The 16,538-nt window shown below is 68.5% G+C and carries 16 protein-coding genes; 5 read left to right on the forward strand and 11 right to left on the reverse strand.

Translation table 11 applies throughout. The features are described 5' to 3' along the window. Positions 1-57 precede the first annotated feature (57 nt). The 4 genes from EBN03_RS02340 to EBN03_RS02355 all read left to right on the forward strand — a co-directional run bounded on the left by EBN03_RS02340 (position 58) and on the right by EBN03_RS02355 (position 5,341). On the forward strand, positions 58-1,653 hold the full coding sequence (locus EBN03_RS02340) for a hypothetical protein (protein ID WP_122186138.1): 1,596 nt from the start codon (positions 58-60) through the stop codon (positions 1,651-1,653). After that, a complete protein-coding gene (locus tag EBN03_RS02345; protein WP_122186139.1) occupies positions 1,650-2,657 on the forward strand; it encodes a hypothetical protein in 1,008 nt (335 codons plus the stop codon). Before EBN03_RS02340 ends, EBN03_RS02345 begins: the two co-directional genes overlap by 4 nt. Positions 2,658-2,810: 153 nt before the next feature. Next, positions 2,811-4,595 carry an NlpC/P60 family protein gene (locus EBN03_RS02350; protein ID WP_122186140.1) on the forward strand — a complete coding sequence of 595 codons (1,785 nt, stop codon included), beginning with the start codon at positions 2,811-2,813 and terminating at the stop codon, positions 4,593-4,595. Between the two features lie 14 nt (positions 4,596-4,609). Then, a complete protein-coding gene (locus EBN03_RS02355; RefSeq protein ID WP_122186141.1) occupies positions 4,610-5,341 on the forward strand; it encodes a sensor domain-containing protein in 732 nt (243 codons plus the stop codon). Between the two features lie 32 nt (positions 5,342-5,373). Here the strand turns inward: EBN03_RS02355 and EBN03_RS02360 are convergent, their stop codons facing one another. The 7 genes from EBN03_RS02360 to EBN03_RS35435 all read right to left on the reverse strand — a co-directional run bounded on the left by EBN03_RS02360 (position 5,374) and on the right by EBN03_RS35435 (position 12,604). Next, a complete protein-coding gene (locus EBN03_RS02360) occupies positions 5,374-6,792 on the reverse strand; it encodes a condensation domain-containing protein (protein WP_158675509.1) in 1,419 nt (472 codons plus the stop codon). Between the two features lie 508 nt (positions 6,793-7,300). Then, positions 7,301-8,524 (reverse strand): cytochrome P450 family protein, encoded by a 1,224-nt coding sequence (locus EBN03_RS02365; RefSeq protein WP_233608059.1) that lies wholly within the window; start codon positions 8,522-8,524, stop codon positions 7,301-7,303. Then, positions 8,521-9,780, reverse strand: a complete 1,260-nt coding sequence (locus EBN03_RS02370; RefSeq protein WP_122186143.1) for a cytochrome P450 family protein — start codon at positions 9,778-9,780, stop codon at positions 8,521-8,523. The genes EBN03_RS02365 and EBN03_RS02370 overlap by 4 nt, the downstream gene beginning before the upstream one ends. Next, positions 9,780-10,346 carry a GTP-binding protein gene (locus EBN03_RS02375; protein ID WP_233608060.1) on the reverse strand — a complete coding sequence of 189 codons (567 nt, stop codon included), beginning with the start codon at positions 10,344-10,346 and terminating at the stop codon, positions 9,780-9,782. The genes EBN03_RS02370 and EBN03_RS02375 overlap by 1 nt, the downstream gene beginning before the upstream one ends. 31 nt (positions 10,347-10,377) lie before the next feature. Then, positions 10,378-10,749 carry a DUF742 domain-containing protein gene (locus EBN03_RS02380; RefSeq protein WP_122186144.1) on the reverse strand — a complete coding sequence of 124 codons (372 nt, stop codon included), beginning with the start codon at positions 10,747-10,749 and terminating at the stop codon, positions 10,378-10,380. Continuing rightward, positions 10,746-11,159: a roadblock/LC7 domain-containing protein gene (locus EBN03_RS02385; protein ID WP_122186145.1), complete on the reverse strand. Its 414-nt coding sequence runs from the start codon at positions 11,157-11,159 to the stop codon at positions 10,746-10,748. The genes EBN03_RS02380 and EBN03_RS02385 overlap by 4 nt, the downstream gene beginning before the upstream one ends. Next, on the reverse strand, positions 11,159-12,604 hold the full coding sequence (locus EBN03_RS35435; RefSeq protein WP_122186146.1) for a sensor histidine kinase: 1,446 nt from the start codon (positions 12,602-12,604) through the stop codon (positions 11,159-11,161). The genes EBN03_RS02385 and EBN03_RS35435 overlap by 1 nt, the downstream gene beginning before the upstream one ends. A 297-nt stretch (positions 12,605-12,901) precedes the next feature. Between EBN03_RS35435 and EBN03_RS02395 the strand changes: the two genes are divergently transcribed. After that, positions 12,902-13,252 (forward strand): TfoX/Sxy family protein, encoded by a 351-nt coding sequence (locus EBN03_RS02395; RefSeq protein ID WP_122186147.1) that lies wholly within the window; start codon positions 12,902-12,904, stop codon positions 13,250-13,252. Positions 13,253-13,310: 58 nt separating this feature from the next. Here the strand turns inward: EBN03_RS02395 and narI are convergent, their stop codons facing one another. Genes narI through narH form a run of 4 tightly spaced genes read right to left on the reverse strand, consistent with a single transcriptional unit; the run spans position 13,311 to position 16,538 of the window. Next, complete coding sequence (gene narI / locus EBN03_RS02400) at positions 13,311-14,048, reverse strand: respiratory nitrate reductase subunit gamma (RefSeq protein WP_122186148.1); 738 nt, start codon at positions 14,046-14,048, stop codon at positions 13,311-13,313. Further along, complete coding sequence (narJ, locus tag EBN03_RS02405; RefSeq protein ID WP_122186149.1) at positions 14,045-14,725, reverse strand: nitrate reductase molybdenum cofactor assembly chaperone; 681 nt, start codon at positions 14,723-14,725, stop codon at positions 14,045-14,047. Before narJ ends, narI begins: the two co-directional genes overlap by 4 nt. After that, on the reverse strand, positions 14,722-14,895 hold the full coding sequence (locus EBN03_RS33975) for a hypothetical protein (RefSeq protein ID WP_158675510.1): 174 nt from the start codon (positions 14,893-14,895) through the stop codon (positions 14,722-14,724). Before EBN03_RS33975 ends, narJ begins: the two co-directional genes overlap by 4 nt. Next, positions 14,892-16,538, reverse strand: coding sequence for a nitrate reductase subunit beta (gene narH, locus EBN03_RS02410; protein ID WP_122186150.1), 1,647 nt, complete (start codon positions 16,536-16,538; stop codon positions 14,892-14,894). Before narH ends, EBN03_RS33975 begins: the two co-directional genes overlap by 4 nt.

Genomic DNA, 16,538 nt, shown 5'->3' on the forward strand with positions numbered 1-16,538 from the left:
TGATCGATGCGGGGGCGGCGGTGGCCGATGCCGTCCCCGCGAACTGGGGAGGGGCCGATGTCGACGACTGTCGATCCGAAGATCTATTCCACTGCGACGAACGATCTGCAGAACCTGTTCCACAGCATCTGGAACCTGCCGGATGTGAACAACGCCCTCACGCATCGGGAGATCGGATTCGTCGGTGATTATCCGGCGGTGGATCCGTGGGCGACGGCGCTACAGGCGCGGTTGCAGGAAACCTGGAATGTATTCGTCTGGTTCCTGGACGGTTTCACGCCGCTGTGCAACGGGATCGCGACGGCCGGGTACAACTGGGACGAGGCCGAGTACAAGGCCGCCGTGGCCACCGCGCAGGCGCAGAAGACGACTACGCAGAAGACCGAGCCGCAGAAACCGCAGAAGTACGACCTCGAGGCCTGCGACTTGGAGGATGTGACCAGAACGAGCAAACCCGGTGACGGTCTGCATACGACGTTGGCGGGCTTGACCGATGCGATCGGGCAGAAGGTCCCCAATGGTGATCTGAAGAAGCTGAAGGAGCTCGCCGACGCGTGGCAGGGCCTGACCAGCAGCGGCGCGTTGTCGGGCGCCGGCGCCGAGATCCGCCGGATCGCCAAGACGTTCAGTGGCATCCAGGACGCCCCGGATCAGCCGGGGATGCAGGATCTGCTGAAGAAGCTGGCGGCCGGCGCGGACGCGGTGGTCGCGGCGGGCAAGGTGGTGCAGACCGCCGCGTCAGCTCACCACGACGCACTGGATGCGCTGCGGAAAAGCATTGTGCAGCAGGCTCCGACACTGTTGACGGGATTGATCGGTACTCCGACGACCGACGACACTTCGATCACGTTCCCGGCGCCTGCTACTGCGAGTACGAAGTCGGCGGCGGATCAGAAGACCGAGATCACCAAGGCCGGGCAGAGTATCGGTACCTCGATCACCAGCAGCAGCCTGGTCGCAAAAGTATTGGCGCATCCGCCGACGGCGGTGGCCGATATCGACAAGACGACGAAGGCGCTGTCGGATATCGGTCCGTCGATCGAACTCGCCGGCCCACCCGACCTCACGAAACAGTCTCCGGGAACGACGAAGCCGACCGGTCCGATCACCATCACGGACAAGGACGGCAACCCGATGACCCTCAGCGCCGATCAGCTCCGCAACGCGCAGACCATCGTCGACGAGGGACATCGGCTCGGCCAGAGCGACAAGGAGATCCAGATCGCCCTGATGACGGCGCTGACCGAGAGCGATCTGAAGAACCAGGGCAGCAGCGTCTTCCCGCAGACGGCCTCGCTGGCCGACAAGGACGCGAACGGCAATCCGATCATGGGTCACGACCACAATTCGGTCGGCATCTTCCAGCAGCAGGTCGGGGCGCACCTGTGGGGCACCGACATCACCGACATGATGGACCCGGCCGTCGCCGCCGACCGCTTCTACACCGGCTATCAGCATCCCGCCAACGAGGGTGGTGGCCTGAATGCCGGACTGGATCGCAATGTGGCCAAACATCCCGACGCGGAACCGTGGGAATTGGCGCAGTACACCCAGGATTCCGGGCCCGGACAGAACAACGGCGGTACGGCCAACTACAAGCCGTGGTGGAACTCGGCGGTTCAGTTGGGCCAACAGTTGGGAGTCGGCAAGTGAGCGGGATACTGCGCACGGTCCGGCGACTGTCCGTGGTGGCGCTCGCCGGCGCGGCGCTGGCCGCGTGCTCGTCGTCCGGTCCGGCCCCGGCACCCAGCGCCGCGCTGTTCGAGGGCGCCGTGACGATTCCCGGCCGCACGCTGTCCGCGGCCGAAGAGGATCAGCTGCTGGTGCAGCGGGCGCTGCGCCGGATCGATCCGTGTGCCTTCGTGGATCTCGAGACGGTCGCGGCCGCGATCCCGGCGACCGTCGGCTACGGCGAGGATCTCACCGCCGGGGGCTGTGTCTACTACGGTTCGACCTCGCTCGGAGTCGAATTGACCACGGCGGCAGGCACATCGGCGGCCCGAACGTTTCAGGCCCACGGCGTGACCGTCAGCGACGGATCCCGCGGGACCGAGTGCGCGTACACCATCGACCTCGGCCTGGCCGCCCTGCCCGGCGCGCCGACCGGTCCCGCCGCGGCGCACCTGCTCGATCGCACCGAGCTGCGCGTCAGCACTTCGGGTGGCCTACCGTGTGCGACAACCGGGCAGCTCGCGGATCAGGCCGCGCTCACCGTGTCCCGCGGCCTGCCGATCCGGCGGGGTGCCGCCGTCGACCCGCTGGCGGATCGGGATCCGTGTGCCGTCCTGGCGAAACTTCCTGGTACCGCACGGCTTTCGCTGCCGACGGCACCCGAGGCGGCCGCCGATCCGCACGGGTGCGGGATCACCGCTCCGGATGTCCGGGTCTCGTTGGTCGGCACCGACGGTCCGCTGTGGGACGGCGGACACCCCGCGAACGGCTCGCCGGAGGTCGTCGACGGGGTCACGGTCGATTTCACCGCCGACTGTGATGTCACCGTGCGGACCGGCCCGCCCGTCCAGCGAGTCCCGGTGCGGCCCGGCGCAACCGACGCTCTGCTCCCGCAGTATCCGGCGGTGGTCGTCACCGGCAAGTCCTGCGCCGACAACAAGCACGTCGCCGCGGTGGCGGCGCAGCTGTTCGGCACACCGCATTAGCCGCCGCACCGGATGCGGTGCGGCACAACGGTTCATCCCGGCGCGTCCGCGACCCGATCTTGCGGGGATGCCGCCGGTGCCTTATTTTGCAGAAATTCGATGTGGGGACGGTCGGGAGGACCCTCCACACCAGACGGGGGAGAACTCCAGCCGATGACCACTACTGTCGATCCGAAGATCTATTCCACTGCGGCGAACGACCTGCAGAACCTGTTCCACAGCATCTGGAACCTGCCGGATGTGAACAACGCCCTCACCCACCGGGAGATCGGATTCGTGGGTGACTATCCGGCGGTCGACACCTGGGCGACCGCCTTGCAGGCGCGACTGCAGGAAACCTGGAATGTATTCGTCTGGTTCCTGGACGGTTTCACGCCGCTGTGCAACGGAATCGCCACCGCGGGCTACAACTGGGACGAGGCCGAGTACAAGGCCGCCGTGGCCACCGCGCAGGCGCAGAAGACAACGACCCAGAAGACCGAGCCGCAGAAACCGCAGAAGTACGACCTCGAGGCCTGCGACCTGGAGGACGTGACCCGCACCAGCAAACCCGGCGACGGCTTGCACACGACGCTGGCGGGTCTGACCGATGCGATCGGGCAGAAGGTCCCCAACGGTGATCTGAAGAAGCTGAAGGAGCTCGCCGACGCGTGGCAGGGCCTGATCACCAGCGGCGCACTGTCCGGTGCGGGGAACGAGATCCGCCGGATCGCCAAGACGTTCAGCGGTATTCAGGACGCGCCCGACCAGCCGGGCATGCAGGATCTGTTGAAGAAGCTGGCGGCCGGCGCGGACGCCGTTGTCGCGGCGGGCAAAGTCGTACAGACCGCCGCGTCGGCCCATCACGACGCCTTGGACGCGCTGCGGAAAAGCATTGTGCAGCAAGCTCCGACGCTGTTGACCGGCCTGATCGGCACGCCGACCACCGACGACACCTCGATCACGTTTCCCGCGCCTGCCACCGCGAGTACGAAGTCGGCGGCGGATCAGAAGTCCGAGATCACCAAGGCCGGGCAGAGTATCGGTACCTCGATCACCAGTAGCAGCTTGGTCGCGAAGGTGTTGGCGCATCCGCCGACGGCGGTGGCCGATATCGACAAGACGACGAAGGCGCTGTCGGATATCGGTCCGTCGATAGAACTCGCCGGCCCACCCGACCTCACCAAGCAGACCTCCGAACCTCCGAAAAAGGCGCCCGGCGACCAGGTTCCGCTCAAGACGGACCCCGCCGCGGCGACCGCGCCGGACGTCGACAAGACCGACAGCGAGAAGGGCTGGAACGTCACCGCGCAGGCCGCCGACAACCCGCCCGGGTACCCGGACCTGCCGCCGGGTACCGAGCGCGACGAGAACTGGAAGAAGTACCTCAACGGCACCAACGCCGACGGTTCGACCCGGCCCGCCGGCGAGACGCCCACGTCCTACCCGAACCCGAACGCGGTCAACGATCCCGGGCTCAAGGTCATCGGTACCGCGCAGACCCAGCAGGGCACCCGCTACACCTGGGGTGGCGGCTCGCCGAAGGGCACCTCACAGGGGCAGACCGACAACGGCGGCGACGCCGACAAGTACCACGACGTGAAGTACAACGGTTTCGACTGCAGCGGTCTGACCGAGTACTCCTACGCTCAGGGCACCGGTGACCAGAACTTCCCCAAGGGGTCCGGCCAGCAGTACCAGTACCTGATGAACAACGGCGGCACCATCGTCGCGCAGCAGCAGACGCAGGGCACGCCGCTGAACACCTCCACCATGCAACCCGGCGACATCATCTACTACGGTCCGCAGGGAAGTCAGCACGTGGCCATGTACATGGGCAACGGTGTCACGGTGGAGACCAATCAGTCCGGTACGCCGGCGCATTCGCAGCCCGCCGACCTCAATCCGTCGTCGTCGAAGGACTGGCCCGTCACCGTTGTCCGGCCCGCATATAAGTAGGAAGCTCCGATACCGTGACCACACTCCTGCACCGCACGCCGATCCGCACCGCGGCCGCGATCGCCGCGGTCCTGACCCTGGCGGGCTGCGGACCGGACGAGCCGGCCGCCACCACTGCGACATCGACCCCGGCCTCGTCGGCGCCGGCGCAGGCCGCCGGCATCGACGCGTCGATCCTGACGCCCGCGGAGGTCGACGGCATCGTCGCCCCGGCCAAGGCGAAGACCACCGACCCCGCCGACTATGCCGCGGCCGCGGCCGATTACGTCAAGGACCAGCTGACGACTCCGGCCGACGCGCTGGACGGTCGCGCCGGCATCGCGCCGCAGACCTGTGCCACCGTGCTGGGTATCGGGTACAAGCAGGTGTTCGGCGCGAACACCACGGCCTTCCGCTACCGGCAGATCGACAAGGGCGACCGGCAGAACACCTCGAGCTACGAGGCGTTGGGCCGGTACGCCGCACCGGACACGACCGCGCTGAAGACCGTGGTCGACGCTCTCCAAGCGTGCAACGGCAAGAAGATCCCGGCGCCCGGCCCGGCGGGTGCCTCCTATCTGGTGGACAAGGTCCACACCGATGCGAACTCGGCCGCCTGGACCTTCCATGTGCTGAATCCGCAAGTGGTGGACCGGGATTACGACTGTGTACTGCGCGTCGCCGGCAACTCCGTGCTCGAGATCGAGCTGGCGTCCGGTGATGCCGGCGCCGTCGCGGATCTGGCGGTGCGGCGCGCCAACGGCTGACCGGCCCGCCCGTCGACCTGCCGCTGGACCGACTAACGCAGCGGCACAGCCTGATTCGCTGTTTCCATCGGGCGGATCGTCACATCCCCGTCGGTGGCGATCGCACCGAACACCGAGCAGGCGGTGGTCAGGTAGTACTGGATCGACTCGTATGCGGCCGCTGTGTCGGGATAGCGGATGCTGATCGTGGTGCGGTCCGCGAGCCGGTCCACCGAGATGCCGACCGCGCCCGGCTCGATCGGGCAGCCGTGCAGCCCGCCCTCGACCCGGCCGAATTCCTCTGCGCCGATGACGGTTCGGAGGTCGGAGATCGACAGTGTGGTCGCGACCCGGGTCGGCTCGCGATCGCCGCGGTCGAGGTCGAGCAGTTCCAGTACCCGGTGTACCGAGGTCTCCCGCAGTTCCCGGGCGCGCCCGGCCGCGTCCTGGGCTTCGGCGACCAGGGCCGAGAAGCTGTGGCGGGCACCGATGTTCAGTACCAGCGGAACCGGCGCGGTGTACCAGCCGACCGAACCGGCCTCGCGCACCGTGGTTCTGGTGTCGACCGCGGCGAGCACGAAATACGGCCGGCGGTCGGTGCACAGCGCCTCGGTGAGGGCGAGCGCGGCGACCACCCCGCCGGCGAAGCGGCCGCCGTGCGCCGAGCAGATCTGCTCGAACCGCTCGGCTTGCTCGCCGTGCAGCAGTGTCGCGGTGCGGTGGGCGTGCACCGGGGCCGAATCACCCAGCGGCAGTGGGAAGCCGGGCAGCTCATCGCCGTACGGGCGCAGCAGCTGAGCCCACTGCAGGATCGGGGCGGCGCGCGGAATGAGCTGCTCGTTGAACCGGTTCTCCCGATCGCAGTGCGCCACGTGGCCCGCGGCGGGCGCCAATAGTGCTGTGCTGCCTGATATTTCGGCCTGGTACAGGGTCAGCAGATCGTTCGCGGCGAGGATCTGCCCGATCCCGTCGGTGTGCAGATGATCGATCGCGGCGTAGACGGTGAACGAGTCGTCGTGCTCGATCACGCCGAAGGAGAAGCACTCCCACGCGGGCGCCGCCGGAGTGCCGGAGATGACGAGTTCCCGGATGGCCGCCGGGTCGTCGAGCTGCCCGTGGCCGGTGGCGGCGATGTCGATCTGTTCCGCGTGCAGCTGGTGCCGGGTCACCGTGCCGTACCCGGTGACCGCGAACCGGCCGGCGAACGTGTCGTGGCGCCGCAGGAATCCGAGGACGGCCCGCCGCAGCGCCGCCGGATCGGGCGCGCCGGGTAGGTCGAAGGCGAGGATGCGCAGCCGTGCGGCGACGGGGCGGTCGGCCACCGTCCGCAGGTACGCGCGCTGCTGGAACGACGGCGCGACGCGGTGCGCCGGCGCCAGCGCGGCAGCCTGGCGAGCCTGGTCGGTGACGGTCCACGTGGTGACCGCGCCGACAGCGGGCTGCCAGTCCTCGATGAAGCCCACAGTCAGCACGTGGCCTCGATTTCCTCGGTACGGGTGAAGCATGTCGGGTCGAACGGGAAGTTCGTGCACCAGTGAAAGCCAGGTCAGGCGACCGCGCTACTCGAATCGGGCTACTTCGGAGCACGCACAACCGTTCCGCGGATCCGTTGGCGCCGAGCACAATGCCCCGTGTGCCGAGTTCTGTATCACGGGTACCGTCCGACCAGGCACGACAGTGGCACCGCGTCGCGTCGGCAGCCGGTTCCCGGACAAGTACGGCACGACGAGCTTGTCAACCCGGATAGACCCGGCGTCCGCCCAGCGATCGATATGCCGGTTCCCGCTGGAAGTCCCGGGCTCTTGTGCGAACTCGGCTACCGCACCCGAACGGGCGCCGGATCACCGGCTGGCGGCCACGGTGCGAACTGCCCCGGACTCCCACCTACAGCAAGGGCCCGCATCCGCCCGGCCGAACGCACCCCGCCCTACGACGGCAATGCGAACGGCCCGGAGTGACGCGGGCCCGCGATCCTGCGAATCAGCCCAGCAGGACCGGGAATTCGCCGAGGTCGTTCTGGGTCAGGACCGGCAGGTTACGGATCTCCTCGACCGGCACGGCCAGCGCCAGGTTCGGGAAGCGCTCGAACAGCGCCGGCAGCGCGATGCGGGCCTCGAGCCGGGACAGCGCGGCGCCGGGGCACACGTGCGGGCCGTAGCCGAAGGCCAGGTGGCGGGGCGCGGAGTCGCGGGTGCAGACGAACTCGTCGGCGTCCTCGCCGTGGAAGGCGGTGTCGCGGTTGATCGCCCGGTAGGACATGACCACGCCCTCACCCTTGCCGATGGTGGTCTCGCCGACGGTGATGTCCTCGGTGGCGAAGCGCATCAGCAGGTGGGTGGCGGGGGACTGGTGCCGCAGCGTCTCCTCGACCACCTGCTCCCAGGTGATGTCGCCGGCTTTGGCGGCGGCCAGCTGGTCCGGGTGGGTCAGCAGTGCGCGCACGGCGTTGAGGATCAGGCTGACGGTGGTCTCGTGACCGGCGGCGACCAGCGCCTCCAGGTTGCCCACCACTTCTTCCTCGGTGAGCGGTTCGCCGCCCTCGTCGGCGAAGATCAGGTCCGAGGTGAGGTCGTCGGTGCGTTCGGCGGTCTTGGCGCGCACCAGCTTCTCGTAGTAGCGGTCGAGGTCGGCCATCACGGCCAGCCGCTCGTCCTGCGGGGTGAGGAAGGAGAAGAACTTCTTGTAGCTCTCCAGCAGGTAGGCGTGGTCGGACCGGTCCACACCCATCAGCTCACCGACGACGCGGATCGGAAGCGGGTAGGCGAACACGGACTTGAGGTCGACCGCGGTGCCCGATTCGAGCGTGCTCATCTCGTCGAGCAGTTCGGTGGTCAGCCGCTCGATGGCGGGGCGGATCTCGGTGAGCCGCCGCGGGGACAGCGCCTGGGTGGTCTTGATCCGCAGTCGGCGGTGTTCGTCCCCGTCGACGGTGAACATCGACCGGCCGGCGTCGATCATGCCGATCAGCGGCCACTCGTGGGTGACCACGCCGGTGCGGAACAGCTCCCACTCGTTGATGTCCTTGACCAGCCGGGTGTCGTTGAGCAGCTGCTTGGCCAGGTCGTGGCGGGTCACGGTCCAGGCGGGTACCCCGAGCAGTTCGAGGCGGGCCAGCGGACCGGCTGCGCGGATCCGGGTGGTCTCGCCGTCCAGGTCGCCGATCATCGGGTCGATCGCGATCGCATGCGGGCAGGACTGGGTCACGGGGTAACTCCTAGAGCACGAACAGGTGTGAATACAACAGGGAGAGCGACCATTCCGCGCAGGAAGGCCGAGGGGCGGCGGACCAGTTCGGCGGGCGGAACCGCCAGGTCCAAGTCGGGCAGCCGGTCCAGCAGCACTTCGATCGCGGTGCGCGCGATCACCTCCGCCATCTGCTGGGCCGGGAACGGGCAGCGGTATTCGCCGTAGCTGAACGCGAAGTGCGCGTTGTTGCCCAGGTGGGTAGCGGAACCGATCTGCTGGCGCACGTGCGGGTCGCCGTTGGCGGCGCCGAGGCCGAGCAGCAGCATGTCGCCGGCGCGGATCATCTGCTCGGCGAGCCGGGTGTCGCGCGCGGCCCAGCGGCCGGCCAGGATCTGGTTGGGGGAGTCCTCCCAGAGCACCTCGTTCATGGCCTGGTCGACGCTGCGCCGGCCGCCGCCGAGGGCGACCGCGAACCTGTCGTCGGTGAGCATGAGCCGCACCGAGTTTCCGATCCAGTCGGCGGTGGGCAGGTGCCCGGCGGCGGTGACCGCGGTCAGGTCGAGGACGTATTCCTCGTCGGTGAACTTGTCGGGGTGCTCGAGCATCCGGGCCACCGGGCCGCGGCCGGGCCCGGTGCGGGTGTTGTACAGCAGCCGCTGCATGGCCTCGGTGAACTGCGTGTGCGCCGCCACGGCCTCGACGCCGCCGTCGGCGAACGCCTTGAGCAGCCGCGCGATCTTGATGCCCTCGGCGTCGGGGATACCGAGCACCCGGGCCAGGGTCAGCGCCGGCAGCGGTTCGGCGAACTCGGCGACCAGGTCGGCGGAGCCGCGCCCGCAGAACGAGTCGATCAGTCGGTCGGCCAATTCCTCGCAGGCCGAACGGAGTTCGTACAGGCTGACCGACTCCAGGGCGGGCTCGACCATGGCCACGTGCCGGCGGTGCTCGGCGCCCACGGTCCGGTAGATCGAGGGCACGGGCGGCTGCACCATGGGCAGCAGCGGCCAGTCGGGTGCGATATTGGGCCACTGGTTCCACAGCCCGGAGTCGCGCGGGAACAGCACGTGATCGGTGGTGACCTGGTGTAGTTCGCGGTAGCCGATCACCAGCCAGGCGGGCACACCGCCGAGCAGCTCGACCGGCACGACCGGGCCGTAGTCGCGGCGCAGTTCGGCGTGGAACTCGTTGGCGTCGCCCAGGAATCGGGGACCGGTCAGTGGTACCGGTGGCAGGGCGTGCACCGGGCAGCCGGACGCGTCGGGCTGGGTGGTCATTACACGGACTCCCGGAAGTTTTGCGGCACAGATGAATACAGAAGTTCGACCAGCGATATCAGTACGGCTTTGCTGGATTCTCGGGAACGGGCATCACATTCGATCAGCGGCACGTGCGGATCCAGGTCCAGCGCCGCGCGCAGCTCCGCGATCGAATGAGTTGTCTCACCGAAGTTGTTGTGCGCCACCACGAACGGAATCCGCTGATGCTCCAGGCGGTCGATCGAGTACCAGCACTCCTCGATTCGGCGCGCGTCCAGCAGGACGATGGCGCCCAGTGCGCCGGCGAACAGCCGGTCCCACACGAACCAGAACCGTTGCTGCCCGGGCGCACCGAACAGGTAGAGCACATGCTCGGCATCCAGCGTGATCCGGCCGAAATCGAATGCGACTGTGGTGGCGCGCTTTCCGGGTACCCCGCGCACATCGTCGACGCCGACCCCGGCATCGGTCATCAACGCCTCGGTATTGAGCGGCCGGATCTCGCTGACCGCCCGCACCATCGTGGTCTTGCCGACCCCGAAGCCGCCGACGATCACCAGTTTCAGTCCGTGCCGGGCGGTCACGGGTAACGGAGCGTCGGCGCGGACCGGCCGATCAGAGCTTGCGGAGGCCAACGAGCACCCTTTCGAGAACTTCCGGCCGCAGCGGCGGAGCGCCCAGGGCACCCACCACCGGCGGACCGGGATGACGCGCGGTGATCTTGCCGGTGGCCAGCAGGTCCTCCAGCAGAATCACCGCGATCCCGACCGGGACACCGAGCTCGGCGGCGATCTCGGCGACCGCGGTCGGCGCCCGGCACAGGCGCAGGATCGCGATGTGTTCGGACTGCATCCCCGGCACCGGATCGCTCTCCGCGACAACCAGGGTCACGAGATCGAAAGTTCCGGAATCGGGCCGGCTGCGGCCACCGGTGAGGGTGTACAGGCGATCGGGCGTCTCGTCGCGGTGTGCTCCCCGCGGAGTCACGGCATGCCCGTTCCCCCGCGCGGCACGGTCGCCAGGTGATCGCTCAACTGCTCCACCAGTTCTCGCATCCGATGCCCCACCAGTCCGGCGTCGGCGTCCTCACTGGTGATCATCGCGATGTGGGCGCCGAGCCCGGCCTCGACCACGAACAGGATGCCGCCGTAGAACTCGGTCATCGATTGGCGGACACCGCCGGTGCCGTTGCCGAATTCGACCGACGCGCCGTGCGCCAGGCTCTGGATGCCCGCGGCGATCGCCGAGAGCTGGTCGGCCTGATCGGCGGAGAGCTGCGAGCTGTGGCAGATCTTGAGTCCGTCGCCGGACAACAATAAGGCGTGGCGCGCGTTCGGGGTGCGCATGATCAACTGCTCGAGCAGCCAATCCAGGTGGGATGGAACGGATGTCGTCATCAGTCCTCCGGAGGTGTGGATGTCTGCGGGGTGAATGCGCGCTGGAAGGCACCCAGCGCCGAAGGCATCGTCGCCGGGCGGTCCGCTACCGGTGTCCGGTTCGCGGCGGCGGCGCTGTTGAGGCCTTCGGGGTGCGCGTTGGCGAACGCGCTGCCGCGCCGCCGCCGGGGCAGGGTGGCCGCCGCGGCGGCCTCCGGGTCCCAGGACGGTGTGGCGACGGTCAGGATCGTGTCGGCGGCCGAGGCCGGGTCGGCATCGACGAGAGTTTCGGGCCGGACGGGTTCGGCGATCACGTCCGATGCGATGAGTTCCGTTGTCACGGAAAGGAGCTCGGTGACCGTCACCGGCTCGGCCGGTGCCGGCGGCGCTACCGGCGCGGTGGTGCTCGCGCCGGAGCGCAGCGCAGCGTGGGCGGCAGCGCGGGGTGCGGCGGGCACCGGGGCGGCGGTGGCGGTCGTGGGAGCGATCACCGCGGTGGTCAGTTCGCGCGGTACCACCATGACCACCGCGGTGCCGCCGATCGCGGAAGGGCGGAACGAGACGGTGAGCCCGTGCTTGCGGGACAGATGCCCGACCACGGCCAGGCCGAGCCGAGTTCCGGTGAGCGAGGCCAGATCCCGGCTCGACCCGGACACGGCCTGCTCGGCGCGGCGCAGCGCGGACTCGCTCATCACCAGTCCGCTGTCCTCGATGGTGACGACCAGCCCGGCGGGAACCTCGGCGGCGTAGACGTGCACCTCGGTGGTGGGCGGGGAGAAGTTGCAGGCGTTGTCGATCAGCTCGGCCAGCGCGTGCATGATGCCCTCGGCGGCGTGCCCGGCGATGCCCATCCCGGTGACCGAACGCAGCCGCACCCGCTGATAACCGGCCACCCGGCCCAGCGCGCCGCGCAGGATCGATTCCATCGCAATGGGTTTCGCCCAGCGACGGCCGGACCGCGCGCCACACAACACCACGATGCTGTCGGCGAGCCGCCCGGTCTGCGCGGTGCGGTGGTCGAGTTCGAGCAGGTCGGCCAGCACGTCGGGGTCGCCGTGGCGGTGTTCCATGGCGCGCAGTTCAGCCAGCATGCTGGTGCTCATGGCCTGGATCCGGCCGGCGGCACCGGCGAAGGCGGCCAGGGCGGCCGAGCGACGGTCCTCGCTACCGGCGGCTTCCCGGGCGGCGTGCGCGGCGGCCTCGCGGGCGGCGGCGAGCGCGTCCTGGGCCGCGTTGAGCCGGGCCGCGGCGTCGGCGGTGACGGTGGCGACGGTCGCCCGCGCCTCGGCCCGGGCGCGGGCCGCCTGCTGCCGGTAGTACACGGCGGCGGTGCAGGCGGCGGCGAGCAGCGCGGTGGCGGCGGCGGTTCCGATCGCGACGGGGACGCGGAAGGAATCCGGTGCCGTCCATACGGCGCACAACCCGATCAGCAGGCCGGCCGCCACGATCGTGACGGTTACCGGCATGGGAAAAGCGTTCCGAGACTCAGCCGCATGTCTGGATGCGTTGCTGTGTAACGGATTCGAAGAATCAGCCACGTCCCCAACTTCCGAACTTGTGGAACCACACGGGAATTCGTGTGGGCCCGTCCCCCGCCTTGCCGAACAGTTGTATCTCGAAGTGGTTTCGACGGCGAATCGAGCATAGCCACGGGCCCAATCCGCGTCCACCGGAGTGGAGCGTCGCTAGAGGTAGTCCGCCCGGGCGATTCGCCCGGGCGAGAATCCGTGGCCGCAAGGCCCACCGGGGGCACAATTTCCGGCATGGCATACGACGAGGAACTCGCCGACCGGATCCGGGATCTGCTCGGCCCGTTGCTGGCCGAGACGGTCGAGCAGAAGATGTTCGGCGGCCTGGCCTTCCTGCTGGGCGGGCACATGTCCGTTGCGGCGAGCGGGCAGGGCGGCCTGCTGGTCCGCGTCGACCCGGCGGACGCGGCCGAACTGATCGGCCCCGGCGTCGCGCCGATGGTGATGGGCGGGCGGCAGATGGAGAACTGGCTGCGGGTGGACGCCGCGCGGCTCACCGACGACGCGGTGCTGCGGGAGTGGATCGATCGGGGTGTGGCCTACGCGCGGTCGCTGCCGCCGAAGAAGCCGAAGAAGCGGTCTTGAAACCCGAAGCGGCGGACCCGATCCCGGGCCCGCCGCATGGTGTCGACTCCGCGCTTATTCAGCGCGCCGGTGGCCGCACCGGCAGGTCCCAGGCGCGGGAGAACCGCCGCTTGTCCGCGGCCTTCGGCTCCTTGCTCCGATACACCACGTAGGGCCGGACCAGGTAGCCGACGGGCGCGCTGAACATGTGCACCAGCCGCGTGTAGGGCCAGATACCGATGAGCGCCAACACGATCAGGCCGTGCAGCTGGAACGTCCACGGTGTGCCGACCATCAGCTCCGGATGCGGATGCACCGAGAACAGGCTGCGGAACCACGGCGACACCGTCTCGCGGTAGTTGTAGGTGCCCCACAGCAGGTTGCTGCCCACCGTGTTGAGCAGGCCGGTGACCAGCGCGCCCAGCAGCAGGCCGTACATGACCTTGTCGTCGGTGGTGGTGGCCTGCCGCACCGCGGTCACGGTGGTGCGCCGGTACAGCAGGATCGCCACACCCACGATCACCGCCAGCCCGGCCACCGAACCGGCGGAGATCGCGACCCAGTGGTACATCTGCTCGGAGATGCCGACCGCGTCGGTCCACGACTGCGGGATCAGGATGCCCATCACGTGCCCGCCGATCACCCCGAGCATGCCGAAGTGGAACAGCGGGCTGCCCAGCCGCAGCAGCCGGGACTCGTAGATCTGCGAAGACCTTGTGGTCCAGCCGAATTGATCGGTGCGATACCGCCACAGGTGGCCGAGCACGAACGAGGTGAAGGCGATATAGGGCAGGGTGGTCCACACGGTGGAACTCATCGGCGGGCCTCCGCTCCGGTAGACGACAAGGGGTCCATGGCGAACGGCTCGAGGCCGACCTCTTCCTCGGGCGGACCCTGGGCGGCCAGTTCGGCGATCCGGCGGCGGTCCGGCGTGGTCAGCGGCGGCAGCGTTCCGGCCACCGCGGCCAGGATGTCGGCGTAGGGAGAACCGCTGTCGGACAACGACAGTCGCAGCAGTTCGATGACCGGTAGATGCTCACCGAGCAGCCGTTCACCGCCGACCGGGTCGACGGTGGCCGCGAATTCCAGCACCACACCGAGATGGTCGGGCAGTTCGTGGTCGCCGAGTTCGACCCCGGCCTGCCGATAGGCCTGCTTGAACCGCAGTAGCGCCATGCCGCGCTTGCGGGTGTCGCCGTAGGCGTAATAGGTCAGGTGCAGGCTGGCCCGGCGGCGCATGTCGAAGGTCTCGACGTAGTGCTGGGTAAGTTCCAGTGCGGGAGTGACGACGAGGTGGGCGAGGAAGCGCTTCAACGGAATTCGCACCTCGGACGGCAGTTCCGACGCTGCCGCCCCGAGTTGCCCGGCCAGTTCCAGGTTCTCGGTGCCGGGATAGTCCAGCAGCAGGGCGGCGATCCGCCACACCAGGCGCCGGTCACGCTCGCTCATGATGACGACCGGCTCGGGGCGGCGCCGCAGCTTCAGCAGGTTCATGTGGTCGCCCCGGATTCAACGCTGCCGGTATCTGTTTCGGCGTCCCGGCCGTGGATTCGCATCCCCGGGTAGTCGAGCCACAGCGCCGCCCGACGCCAGGTGTGGTGGTGTTCGTGGGGTGTGACCGGCGGGGCGGGGCGCCGGCGGCGGAGCAGCTGCGGCAGGTTCATCGGCCCGCTCCCGTCGGCTCGGGCTGCGAGCCGGTGCTCGCGGTCGCCTGTTCGCCGGTGTCCGCGGGCATCAGGCCCGCGGTCGACTTGCCGTCCCAGTTCAGCAGATTGATCCGGGTCGACTTGTTCTCCGGTGTGGCACTGTTGGTGTCGGACAGCTCGAACTTCTCGTTCACGATGTCGAACGCCGTCATGCCGGGCCCGCCGTCGTTATCCAGGCTGCACCCGGTTGCGAGCGAATCCAGTTCGTGCGCACGGGAAGTCGCGTTGGTAGGGATAACGTAGCGGTGCTCGTACTTGGCGATCGCGAGCAGCCGGTACATGGCCTCGATCTCCTCCGGCGCCAGGCCGACCGACCCCGGGATCGACAGATCCGGCTCCTGGCCCAGGTTCACCGAGCGCATGAACGAGCGCATGCCCGCCAGCCGGTTCAGCACCGCGCGTACCGGGGCGACCTCACCGGCGGTGAACAGTTCGGCCAGGTACTCGACCGGGATGCGCAGCGCGTCGATGGCGCCGAACAGGTTCGACGCGTCCTCGCCGTCGTGCCCGGTCCGGGTGAGGGTGTCGACCACCGGCGACAGCGGCGGCACGTACCAGACCATGGGCATGGTCCGGTATTCCGGGTGCAGCGGCAACGCGATCTTGTAGTCCACGATCAGCTGGTAGACCGGCGAATCCTGTGCCGCGGTAATCCAATCCGGGGAGATCCCGGCCCGCTCGGCGGCCGCGATCACGCGCGGGTCGTGCGGGTTGAGGAAGACCTTCAGCTGCGCTTCGTACAGGTCCTCGTCGTTCTCGACCGAGGCCGCCGCCAGCACCGCGTCGGCGTCGTAGAGCATGACGCCGATGTAGCGCAGCCGCCCGACGCAGGTCTCCGAGCAGACGGTCGGGATCCCGACCTCCACGCGCGGGTAGCAGAACGTACATTTCTCCGCTTTGCCCGTCTTGTGGTTGAAGTAGATCTTCTTGTACGGGCAGCTGGTGATGCACTGCCGCCAGCCGCGGCACTTGTCCTGATCCACCAGCACGATGCCGTCCTCGGAGCGCTTGTAGATCGCGCCCGAGGGACAGGAGGCGGCGCACGACGGGTTGAGGCAGTGCTCGCAGATGCGCGGCAGGTAGAACATGAAGGTCTGCTCGAATTCGAGCTTCACCTGCTCGGACAGCTTGGCCAGCAACGGGTCCCGGCCGACCTGCTCGGGACCCGAACCGAGGTCGTCGTCCCAGTTGGCACCCCAGGTGACCTTCGTGTCCTCGCCGGTGATCAGCGACTTCGGCTTCGCCACCGGCGTGGTGTCCATGGCCGGGGCACTGAGCAGGTTGTCGTAGTCGTAGCTCCACGGGTCGTAGTAGTCCGAGACCGTGGGCAGCACCGGATTCGCGAAGATGTTGAGCAGCCGCTTGATTCGCGAACCCGACTTGAGGGTCAGCCGGCCCTTGCGGTCACGGACCCAGCCGCCCTTCCACTTCTCCTGGTCCTGATACTGCCGCGGATAGCCCTGTCCGGGACGGGTTTCCACATTGTTGAACCAGACGTATTCGGTGCCACCACGATTGGTCCACGCCTGCTTGCAGGTGACACTGCAGGTGTGGCAGCCGATGCACTTGTCCAGGTTCATCACCATTGCAAGCTGAGCCAT

It is taken from the genome of Nocardia stercoris (genome assembly GCF_003696265.1).
In the GTDB taxonomy this organism is placed as follows: domain Bacteria; phylum Actinomycetota; class Actinomycetes; order Mycobacteriales; family Mycobacteriaceae; genus Nocardia; species Nocardia stercoris.